This window comes from Delftia sp. DT-2, from assembly GCF_028401915.1.
Lineage (GTDB): Bacteria > Pseudomonadota > Gammaproteobacteria > Burkholderiales > Burkholderiaceae_C > Comamonas > Comamonas tsuruhatensis.
Genome location: NZ_JAQOTI010000039.1, coordinates 1 through 7704 on the forward strand (window position 1 = coordinate 1; position 7704 = coordinate 7704).

Below are 7704 nucleotides of genomic sequence, written 5' to 3' on the forward strand. Positions count from 1 at the left end.
CAATCTAGGCAGCTGCGGCGTGCTTGTCTCTAGGAATAGTCTGTTTCTGCGGCCCAAAGGGAGGAATGGGGCGGAAATGGGGCTGGCGTGGGGCTGTGGCGCAACGGAATGCGCCCTGCCCCACCCTGCCCCCGCTCAGAACTTGTAGTTCAGCACCGCCATGGCCTGGCGCGGCGTGCCGAACTGGCCCTGGCCGTCGATGTTGACGTAGTACTTCTTGTTGAAGAGGTTGTTGAGGTTCAGCTGCAGCGAGAGCCTGGGGCTGAAGGCGTAGCGCGCCATGAGGCTGGCGGTGGCGAAGGATTTCTGCTCGAAGACCAGGTCATTGCCCGCCACGAAGACGCTGGCGCGGGTGCGGCTTTGCCATTGCAGGCCGCCGCCCACGGTGAGCTGATTCCATCCACCGGGCAGGCGGTAGGAAGTGAACAGCTGGGCCTGGGTTTTGGGCGCCCAGGCGTTGATGGACAGGCCCTGGGCGTCACGCGCGACGGTGTGGGCAATGCCGGCCGACAGGTTCCAGCCCGTGGCCAGTTCGCCCGAGAGCTGGGCCTCGAAGCCCTTGCTGGTCACGCCCTTGGCGCCGTAATAGGCGAAGTCGGTGGTGCCGGGCACGACCTGGCCTTCGTCCAGCTGGGCCACGTTGTCCTGCTGGATGCGGAAGACGGACAGGGAGCTGTTGAGCCTGCCGTCCAGGTGCTCGCCCTTGATGCCGATCTCGAAGCTCTTGCCCGCCACGGGGTCCAGGTAGCTGCCGCCGCGGTCGCGGTAGTTCTGGGGCTGGAAGATGTCGGTGTAGCTGGCATAGGCCGAGAAGCCTTCGCTCAGGTCCAGCACCAGGCCCGCGTAGGGGATGAAGACGTTGTGGTCGCGCACCTCGCTGAGGCTGCGCACCTTCCAGCTGCTCTGGCGCCCGCCCACGATGAGCTTGAGCGGATCGGCCAGCGACAGGCGCAGCGCGCCGTACAGCGCGTCCTGGCGCGTGTGGTCCAGGCTGCTGGTGGTCAGCGGCCCCCAGGTGGGCTCGGCATAGGAGCCGTCCCATTGGTAGTAGTTGCCCACGTCCTGCAGGGGGCTGGTGCGCGCATGGCCGGCCTTGTGTTCGCGGGCACGGCTGCTGGTCAGGCCGACAACGGCCTCATGGCGGCGCCCGCCCAGTTCCCAGCCGCCCGTCACCTGCAGGTCGGCGCTGTTTTGCTGGAAGCTGTATTCGGAGTAGTTGGGCAGGGCTGCCATGCCCAGGCCGGTGGTGATGTCGGGCTGGCGCATGAGGTACAGCAGCTTGGCGTCGTAGGCGCTGTCGCGGAGCACGAAGTTGGCCTTGAGCTTCCAGTCGTTGCCGAAGCGGTGCTGCAGGTTGGCGAAGATGCTTTTGTTGGTGCTGTTCCAGCGCGTCCAGTTGGCGGCGGTGGTCTTGGAGGTGCTCCAGTCGGCCGGCATGCCGTTCGTGAAGACCAGCGGCAGGCCGCCCCAGGTCGAGCCGGTGGGCCGGTTGGCCTGGTAGTCGGCGCCCACGCTGAGCGTGGTGTCGGGCGTGAGGTCGGCATCGATCACGCCGTAGAAGACCTGCTTGCGCGCGTGGTAGAGATCCACATGGGAGTCGCGCTCTTCGGCCATGCCGGCGACGCGTGCGCGGATGCGGCCGTCCTGCGTCAGCGGCATGGACAGGTCCACCGTGCCGCGATGGTGGTTCCACGAGCCCACGCTGGCCGAGGCCGAGCCCGTGAACACCTTGCTGTTGGCGTGCTTGCGCACCATGTTGATGGAGGCCGACGGATTGCCCGCGCCCGTGAGCAGGCCCGTGGCGCCGCGCACCACTTCGACGCGGTCATAGATGGTGGTGTCGTTGCCCGATTCGCCGTAGAACGACAGGCCGATGGAGGTGGGCACGCCGTCGTACTGCAGGTTGTCCACGTAGAAGCCGCGCGAGTAGAAGTCCGAGCGGTCGCTGTCCGAGCTGACGACATGGATGCCGGTGACGCTGCGCATGGCGTCGTTGAGCGAGAGCAGGCCCTGGTCCTCGATCTGCTGGCGCGTGAGCACGCTGACGGACTGCGGCGTGTCGCGCAGCGACAGGCTCAGGCCCGTGGCCGCCGCCGTGGCCGGCGTGGTGTAGGAGCCCGAGCCTTCGGTGGTGGGGCTGGCCTGGGCCGAGGCCGTGACCAGCACGGTCCTGAGTGTCTGGGAGGACGGCGCGCCTGCCGCACCCGCAGCACCCGCCGCGCCGGAGGTGGCAGGCACCACGGGCATCTCGCGCAGGGTGTAGCCGCCGCCGGCCGAGCGCACGGCCGCCAGCGGCGTGCCCAGCAAGGCGCGGTCCAGCGCCTGCTCCACGGTGAAGCGCCCGCTCACGCCGCCGCTGCGCAGCCCTTCGGTGACGGCCGAGCCGAAGGTGACCAGCACGCCGGCCTCGCGCCCGAGCTGGTTGAGCACGCTTTCCAGCGGGCCGGCGGCAATGTCGTACTGGCGTTGCTGCGAAGCACCGGCAGCCGGCTGCGCCCAGGCCTGTGCCGGAGCCAGGGCGCCTGCGGCAGCCAGCCCCGCCAGCGTGCCCGCGCACAGCACCTGCAGCGCCAGCGCCACGGGCCGCAACGCCGGGGCCGCCTGGGATGGGCGGACAGTGGGGGCGACAGTCTGCCGCATGGAGTTCTGGCGCATGGTCTGAGGGCGCATGGAAAGGCCTTGTTGCAATGGTTGTAGAGAAGCGTTGGCGCACGCTGCGGTGCGCTCCTGTCTCTGTTGACAGCCATCGCCGGCAAATCAGCTCAAATTTTTTTCAAAAGAGAGGCGAAGGCCTTCATGCCTTGTGCGGCGCCGCAGGCCGCACCATCACCCAGTAGCGCGAGAAGGAGTGGATTTCCACGGGCAGCGAGGAAGTCAGCGCGGCCAGCACGCGGTCGGTGTCGGCCAGCGGATAGGCGCCGGAGACGTGCAGGCCGGCCACGGCCGGGTCGCAGCCCAGGCGCCCGCGCCGGTAGCGGCCCAGCTCGGCCAGGAAATCCTCCAGCCGCATGCGCGAGGCCACCAGCATGCCTTCGGCCCAGGCGCTGGCCGCCGTGTCCAGCGCGCCGGAGTGCACGGCCTGCTGGGCCGTGAACGTGCCCTGCTCTCCCGCAGCTATGCGCTGCGCGGCATGCGGGGCATGCGCGGGCCGCAGTTGCACGGCGCCTTGCAGCACGCCCACTTCGATGCCGGGCTCGCGCTCGCGCACCGTGAAGCGCGTGCCCAGAGCCTGGACGGCGCCCATGGCGGTCTGCACGATGAAGGGCCGGTGCAGGCTGTCCGGCGCGGTCTGCACGAGGATTTCGCCACGCACCAGCTCCAGCACGCGCTCGGCCGCGCCGTAGCGCAGATTGAGGGCGCTGCCGGTGTTGAGCACCACGCTGCCGCCATCGGGCAGGGGCAGCGTGCGCTGCTCGCCCACGGCAGCCACCTGGTCGGCCGTCCAGCCGCGCCAGGCCTGCGAGCGCACGACGGCTGCGGAGCCTGCGCCCGAGACCAGCAGCACGGCCAGCGCCTGCACCGCACGGCGCCTGCCGGCCGAGCCGGGTGCGGCCAATGCGGCCCGCGCCAGCGGCATGGGAATGCCGGCCATCTGGCTGCCCATGGATTCGATGCGCTGCCAGGCGGCCTCATGCTCGGGGCTGGCCGCACGCCAGCGCTGCAGGCCATCGTGCTGCCGGGCCTGGGCCTTGCCGGAGTTCAGCTGCAGCCACCATTGCACGGCCTGGCGGGCCACTTCGGCAGAAATGGGGGAAGAAGCAGAAGGGAACGCCTGCATGCCACCTACTCCGGGAAGAAGCAGCGCATGGCCGCCTTGGCCAGATGCCGCTTGACCGTGGAGATGGAAATCCCCAGCTCGGCCGCGATCTCGCCATGGCTCAGGCCTTCGAGCTGGGCCAGCAGGAAGGCCTGCTTGGCCAGCGCGGGCAGGCGGCCCAGGCGGCGGTCTATCTCCACCAGGGTCTCCAGCACCATGAGCCGGACCTCGGGCGGCGGCGCCACGGGCTCGGGCATGGCGGCCAGGGCATCGAGATAGGCTTGCTCGATGGCGCGGCGCCGCACTTGGTTGATCAGCAGGTTGCGCGCAATGGTGGTCAGGTAGGCGCGCGGCTCCTGGAGCTGGTCCAGGCCCTTGGCGCCCAGCACCTTGAGGAAGGTGCTCTGCGCCAGATCGGCCGCGTCGAAGGCATTGCCCACCTTCTTGCGCAGCCAGCCCTGCAGCCAGCCGTGGTGGGCCAGGTACAGGGCTGTGACTTCTCGGTACTGGGGGGCGGAGGCGGATGGCATGGCAGGTCCCGATTCCCTTGGGGGCGGGGCCCACAATCAAACAAGAATCATTCCTATTCGATTGTATCCATGCCAACCTGTCTCTGTTTCAGAAGCGGTAGCGCGCCGTCAGCAGCACATTGCGCGGCGCCCCGAAATGGTTGTTGTCCTGGGTGCTGCCAATGGCCTGGTAGTAGTACTTGTCCGTGAGGTTGCTGACGTTCAGCCGTATATCCAGCTGCCGGCTGAATTGGTAGCTCGCCATGAGGTCCACCAGCGTATAGCCCCCCTGGCGCACGCCGTAGCCGGCCGAGCGGGTCTCGCTGCGCGTGCGCACGGATCCGCCCAGGGACCAGCGCTGCCAGGCGCCCGGCAGCTGGTAGCGGGCCGACAGCTTGAGCAGATGGCGCGGGGTCTGGGTGTCATAGGGCGTGCCGGCCTTGGCGACGTCCGAGTCGCGGACATGCTGCGCCCTGTTGTAGGTGTAGCCGGCCATCAGTTGCAGGGACGGCGTGACGGCACCCGCCACCTCGAACTCCACCCCCCTGCTTCGCACCTCTCCGGTCTGCGCATAGCAGGACGCCACATTGGGACTGCACTGCGATTGCGGCAGTTGCAGCGGCAGATTCTTCTGGTTGATCTGGAACAGCGCCGCGCTGGCCTGCAGCCGGCCCTGGGCGTACTCGCCCTTGATGCCAAGCTCGAGGTTGCGTCCCGTCACCGGGTCCAGCAGCGCGCCTCTGGCGCCCTGGTTGCTCTGGGGCTGGAACACGCTGGTCCAGCTGGCATAGGCGGAATGCCGGCTGTCCAGCGCATAGACCAGGCCTGCATAGGGCGTGATGCGGTCATGGACCCGGTACCTGCTGGAATCGCTCCATTCCCCCGAGCGCGTGAGCATGTCGTAGGAGTAGGAATCCACGCGCGCGCCCAGCAGCGCGGTCAGGGGCTGCGCGACGCTCAACCGCAGTGTTCCGTAGGCACCCAGCTGCCGCTGGTGGCCGCGCCGCGACCACAGGGTGTTGATGGCCGGCCGGGCAACGGAGCCCGGGTCCCAGGTCATGGGGTCCACGATCTGCTGGTAGTCCGCCGGCCACCCGCCAGGCCCGTCGTCGTCGCTGTTTTGCCTCACGCTGGCGCCGAAGACCATTTCATGGGTGCGGCCCAACCATTGCCAGGGCCCCTGCGCGAAGGCGTCGAGACTGTATTGGGTCTTCTTGTAGGCATAGGCGCCCACGCCCTGGCCGAAGTCGGCGGAATCTTCCAGCGGATACAGGTAGGTCCCAAGCATGTCCATCTTCGCCTGCAGCACACGTGCGGTCAGCTGGGTCTTCCAGCCGTTGCCCAGGCCATGCTCCAGTTCGGCGAAGAGGCTGGCGTTTTCCTTGTTCCAGTAGGCCCAGTCCGGCGTCACGCGCGCCGATCTCGGCAGCGGGTAGAAGCTGCCATCACGCCGCGTGGGCAGGCCGTTCCAGTCGGCGCCGGGGTTGTCTTCCCTGTTGTAGTAGCCGCCCAGGCTCAGCCGCGTGCGCGGGGCGATATCGGCCTCCAGCGTGCCGTAGACCAGTTGGCGCTCATGGCGGTACGCCCGCTTGAAGGTGTCCGTATCCTGCAGGGCCACCACGGCGCGGCCTCGCAGCGTACCGGCCGCATTGAGCGGGCCGGACGCGTCGATTTCGCCGCGCAGGTTGTTCCAGGAGCCCAGGCTGCCCGTCAGCGAGACCTGAGGGGCATCCGTGGGGCGCTTGCGCACGAGGTTGATGGTGCCGGACGGATTGCCCGTGCCCGTCATCAGTCCGGCAGCGCCGCGCAGCACCTCCACGCGGTCATACATGGCCATGGTGGCCAGGCCCTGCGTGTCGTAGTCGAAGGCCAGCGGCACGCCATCGGCCAGGAAAGAGTTGACCTCGAAACCCCGCAGGAAGAACTGCGTGCGTTCTCCGCCTCCGATCTGGCGTGTGCTCAGGCCCGTGGCATCCAGGGCAACCTCCTCCAGCGACTGAAAACCGCGGTCATCGATCTGCTCGCGCGTGATCACGCTCAGCGATTGCGGGGTCTCGCGCTGCGACAGGCCCAGCCGTGTCGCCGTGCTGCTGGGTCCGGTGGCCGCATAGCTGCCCGATCCTTGCGTCACGGCGCTGCGCTCGGCCTGCGCCGTGACCAGCACCTCGCCCAGCGCGGTGGCGCCTGCCGCCTGGACGGCCTGGGTCGCCTGCCTGCGCAGCGTGTAGCTGCCATCGCTGCGCGCCACCATGTCCAGCCCGCTGCCGGCCAGCAGGCGCTGCAGCGCCTGCTGCGGCGCGTAGTGGCCGGACAGGGCCGGGCTGGTCAGCCCTTCGGTCAGCGCTGGATCGAAGGACAGCGAAATGCCCGCCGCCGTGGCCACGCCGGCCAGCGTGCGGCCCAGCGGCCCGGGCGCAATCTGGTAGGTCTGGGCTGCGGGAGCGGGAGCAGGTACGGAAGCGGGGGCCGGTTCGGCCGCCTGCCCGGCGCCTGCGGCCAATGCCATGCCCAGCAGGGCCAGGCGGGCGGCATGCGCCAGGGGATGGAAGACGGGATGCGGCATGGGTACGGCAGGCATGGAAATCGGTCCTTGGAGGCGGTGAAGAAAGAAGCTCTTTCCCCGTTGCCAGCCGAGATCCGAAAAAGTGTCACCCTGCCTTGATTTTTCTAGTTCCTGGCGACCACGGTGATCCAGTAGCCACGCATGCGCGTCTGCACATCGACGGGATAGGTGGAGGCCAGCATGGTCAGCGTCCGGTCCGTGTCGCCCAGCGGGAAGGAGCCGGACACGCGCAGGGCGCGCACCTCGGGCGCGCACTGCAGCAGGCCGGGCCGGTAGCGCGACAGTTCGGCGCAGAACGCGGCCAGCGGCATGGCGTCAGCCATCAGCATGCCGTGGGTCCAGGCCGTGGCTTCGGGCTGCAGGGGCTGGGGCGCAGTCACCTCGCCCGCTCGCAATACCGTTTGCTGACCGGCTTGAACGACCAGCGCCGGGCTGGCGGCGCCACGCAGCGTGACTTCCACGGCGCCCTCGGTCACGGCCAGGCGCACGGGGCCGCCGTCCGCCCAGCCCCCCTCCTGCCGCACGGTGAAGCGGGTGCCCAGGGCGCGCAGCCGGCCATGGGCGGTGTCCACGACAAAGGGGCGGTGCGGTGTGGCGGTATCCGCCGCCGTTTCTATGGAAATCGCACCCTGGCGCAGGGTGAGCAGGCGCAGTGCGCCATCAAACCGGATGTCCACCGCGCTGGCCGTGTCCAGCAGGAGGCGGCTGCCATCGGCCAGATGCTCGGTGCGGCGCTCGCCCGTGGCGGTGCGCAGGTCGGCGCCCCAGCCGCGCTGGTCCGCCGCATACCAGGCTTGCCAGGCCAGCCAGCCTGCAGGCGCCACGGCCAGCAGCGCGGCCAGCCGGGCCACGGCGGCGCGGCGCTGGGCGCGGTG

At 69.2% G+C, this 7704-nt stretch carries 5 protein-coding genes; all 5 read right to left on the reverse strand.

Going from position 1 to position 7704, the window contains the following annotated elements; translation table 11 throughout:
* Nucleotides 1-135 precede the first annotated feature (135 nt).
* A complete protein-coding gene (locus PO605_RS30505) occupies nucleotides 136-2670 on the reverse strand; it encodes a TonB-dependent receptor (protein ID WP_272207321.1) in 2535 nt (844 codons plus the stop codon).
* Between the two features lie 124 nt (nucleotides 2671-2794).
* Nucleotides 2795-3778 (reverse strand): FecR domain-containing protein, encoded by a 984-nt coding sequence (locus PO605_RS30510; RefSeq protein ID WP_272207322.1) that lies wholly within the window; start codon nucleotides 3776-3778, stop codon nucleotides 2795-2797.
* A 5-nt stretch (nucleotides 3779-3783) separates the two neighbouring features.
* The gene (locus tag PO605_RS30515) at nucleotides 3784-4287 is read right to left on the reverse strand and encodes a sigma-70 family RNA polymerase sigma factor (RefSeq protein ID WP_047472813.1); all 504 of its coding nucleotides are present in this window, start codon (nucleotides 4285-4287) and stop codon (nucleotides 3784-3786) included.
* Nucleotides 4288-4375: 88 nt separating this feature from the next.
* Nucleotides 4376-6844 (reverse strand): TonB-dependent siderophore receptor, encoded by a 2469-nt coding sequence (locus PO605_RS30520; RefSeq protein WP_272207323.1) that lies wholly within the window; start codon nucleotides 6842-6844, stop codon nucleotides 4376-4378.
* An 89-nt stretch (nucleotides 6845-6933) separates the two neighbouring features.
* A partial coding sequence (locus PO605_RS30525) for a FecR domain-containing protein (RefSeq protein WP_272207324.1) occupies nucleotides 6934-7704 on the reverse strand: 771 nt, incomplete at its 5' end.

What these genes read in the sequence shown, in the direction of transcription:
- PO605_RS30520 (WP_272207323.1), bottom strand. Translation starts at nt 6,844, where the DNA reads ATGCCTGCCGTACCCATGCCGCATCCCGTCTTCCATCCCCTGGCGCAT.
- PO605_RS30505 (WP_272207321.1), bottom strand. Translation starts at nt 2,670, where the DNA reads ATGCGCCCTCAGACCATGCGCCAGAACTCCATGCGGCAGACTGTCGCC.
- PO605_RS30510 (WP_272207322.1), bottom strand. Translation starts at nt 3,778, where the DNA reads ATGCAGGCGTTCCCTTCTGCTTCTTCCCCCATTTCTGCCGAAGTGGCC.
- PO605_RS30515 (WP_047472813.1), bottom strand. Translation starts at nt 4,287, where the DNA reads ATGCCATCCGCCTCCGCCCCCCAGTACCGAGAAGTCACAGCCCTGTAC.